Source organism: Devosia sp. (genome assembly GCF_041917035.1).
In the GTDB taxonomy this organism is placed as follows: Bacteria; Pseudomonadota; Alphaproteobacteria; order Rhizobiales; family Devosiaceae; genus Devosia_A.
Map to the genome: position 1 here is coordinate 1 of NZ_JAYRYM010000395.1, position 2,327 is coordinate 2,327.

General features: G+C 68.1%; 3 protein-coding genes. 2 read left to right on the forward strand and 1 reads right to left on the reverse strand.

Going from position 1 to position 2,327, the window contains the following annotated elements:
- Positions 1–444: GntR family transcriptional regulator (locus tag ACE3TU_RS21510; RefSeq protein WP_374627899.1), on the reverse strand; the 444-nt coding region annotated here is incomplete at its 3' end.
- Between the two features lie 212 nt (positions 445–656).
- Here ACE3TU_RS21510 and ACE3TU_RS21515 point away from each other — a divergent pair.
- Together ACE3TU_RS21515 and ACE3TU_RS21520 are read left to right on the forward strand one after the other, a co-directional pair.
- On the forward strand, positions 657–1,610 hold the full coding sequence (locus ACE3TU_RS21515; RefSeq protein ID WP_374627901.1) for an ABC transporter permease: 954 nt from the start codon (positions 657–659) through the stop codon (positions 1,608–1,610).
- Positions 1,607–2,327, forward strand: a 721-nt coding sequence (locus tag ACE3TU_RS21520; protein WP_374627900.1) for an ATP-binding cassette domain-containing protein, incomplete at its 3' end; no start/stop codon positions are given. The genes ACE3TU_RS21515 and ACE3TU_RS21520, both read left to right, overlap by 4 nt.

Consider the following 2,327-nt stretch of genomic DNA (forward strand, 5'->3'; position numbering starts at 1 on the left):
GCCCTGCAGGACCCAGCCGCCGCTGGGGCGGCGCTCGATCAGCCCGAAGCGCTGGAAGCTGTTGAGAAACTCGCGGATGACGGTAGTCGCCACCCCGAACTGCCGCGCCAGATCCAGCTCGTTGATTAGCGAGCCGGCGCGGGCATCGCCGCGCAGCATCCACTCCATGAACTGCTTCTCGACCTGAACCGCTGTCGGCACGGTCTCGGCATCGGGAAAGCGCCCGTCCGCGCCGGCGAGGCGGCGGATGACGCGATGCCGCCCTTCGCTCGCGACGATGCCCTGTTCGTCGAGCGTGGCGATGACCTTCCTGACCGTGGTGCGGCTGACCCGCAGACCGGCGGCCAGCGCGTTCTCGGAGGGAAGGATGTCGCCCGGGCGCTGGCGGGAAATGAGCTCGAGCGCGTCGTTATAGGCGCGCTTGAACAGGGTGTCGGTCTTCATCGGTGTCTCTGGCTTGGGAAGGTCACTTGTCTTTAGCGGATAAAAAACAAATTGACGACCGACGGCAATGAAGTTTTTTGTACATAACAGACAGCGAAGCGGAGTGTGTCTTGGCAAGCATCAGCGGGGGCGACGACGGCAACGCGTCAGCGTCGCCGTCACGTCGCGGGCATGGCGTGGAGGCGACGGCGGTAGCGCTGGGGCTGCGGCTGCTGGCCGCCGGGCCGCTGCTGATCCTTTTGCTGCTCGTCGTCGTGGTCAGCCTCCTGACGCCGAACTTCCTCAAGCCGGTCAACGTCGGCAACATCGTGGCGCAGACGGCCGTCATCGCTATCGTTGCGATCGGACAGCACCTGGTGATCCTGACGCGCGGCATCGACCTTTCGGTCGGCGCCAACCTGGCGCTCGCCACCGTGGTCGGCGCGCTGGTCTACCGGGTGACGGACTCGGCGGCCCTGGTGATGCTCGCCATGCTGCTGGCCGGCGCCGCAGTCGGTGCGGTGAACGGGCTCGTCTACGTCTTCGGTCGCTTGCCGCATCCGTTCATCATCACGCTCGCAACGCTGAGCATCGCGCGTGGCGTTGCCCTCGAGGTCGCCGTCGGACATACCACCATGCGCGGCATGCCGGCCGAGATCGCGGTGCTCGGTGGCGGCAACCTGCTCGGTATTCCGAGTTCGTTCTTCGTGGTTGCCGGCGTCGTGGCGATTGCGCTGATCGTGGTGCGGGCCATGGTCTGGGGCCGGTGGATCTACGCGGTGGGCGGCAAGCCCGAGGCCGCCGTGCAGATGGGCATCCCGGTCAAGTGGGTGCTGGTCTCGGTCTATGTCATTTCCGGATTGTGCGCCGGGGTCGGCGCCATCGTGCTGGCCGGGCGCACCGAGGCCGGCTCGCCGCTCTACGGCAATCTGCTCGAACTCGACACCATCGCCGCGGTGATCATCGGCGGGGCGAGTTTCCTGGGCGGCCGCGGCCATATCGGGCACGCACTGGTCGGGGCGGTGATGATCGGCATCATCCGCAACGCCCTCAACCTGCTCAACGTCGACGCCTTCTTCCAGATGATCGCCATCGGGTTGATCATCGTTTTGGCGGTCGAGGCCGACGTGCTGCGCAACCACCTCGAGGCCAAGGTCCGGGTGCTGCAGGCGGGGAGGGCGCCTTGAGCACCGTGGCCGTATCCCCGGTTCTGGTCGTCCGCGACGCCGACAAGCGCTTCGGGGCGGTGCACGCGCTCAAGGGCGTGAGCCTCGAGGCCTATCGCGGGGAGGTGCTGGCCCTGCTCGGGGACAATGGCGCGGGCAAGTCGACGCTGGTCAAGTGCATCAGCGGCGTGCACGGGCTCGACGATGGCGAAATCCTGCTCGATGGCGAGCGGACGGCGCTGCACAGCCCCGCCGCGGCACGGCGCGCCGGGATCGAGACGGTCTACCAAGACCTGGCGCTGTTCGACAACCTGACGCCGGCGCAGAACTTCTACTGCGGCCGCGAGCTCGCCGGGCCGCGCTGGCTGCCCCGCGGCCTGCGCTTCCTCGATGCCCGGGCGATGGACCGGGAGGCCGCGGCCGTGATCGAGCGGCTCAGGGTCAGCCTGCCCAGGTTCGATGCGCCGGTGGCGCTGATGTCGGGCGGCCAGCGCCAGGCCATCGCCGTGGCGCGCGCCACGGTGTTCGCGCGCAAGGTGGTGATGCTGGACGAGCCCACGGCCGCCCTGGGCCTGCGCGAGTCCCGCAAGGTGCTGGACCTGATCGCGCAACTGAAGGCCGAGGGCAACGCGGTCATCCTCATCACCCACAACATGGAACACGTCGTCGAAATCGCCGACCGCGCCGTCGTGCTGCGCCAGGGGCGCAAGGTCGGCGAATTGCGGCCCAGCCGGGACA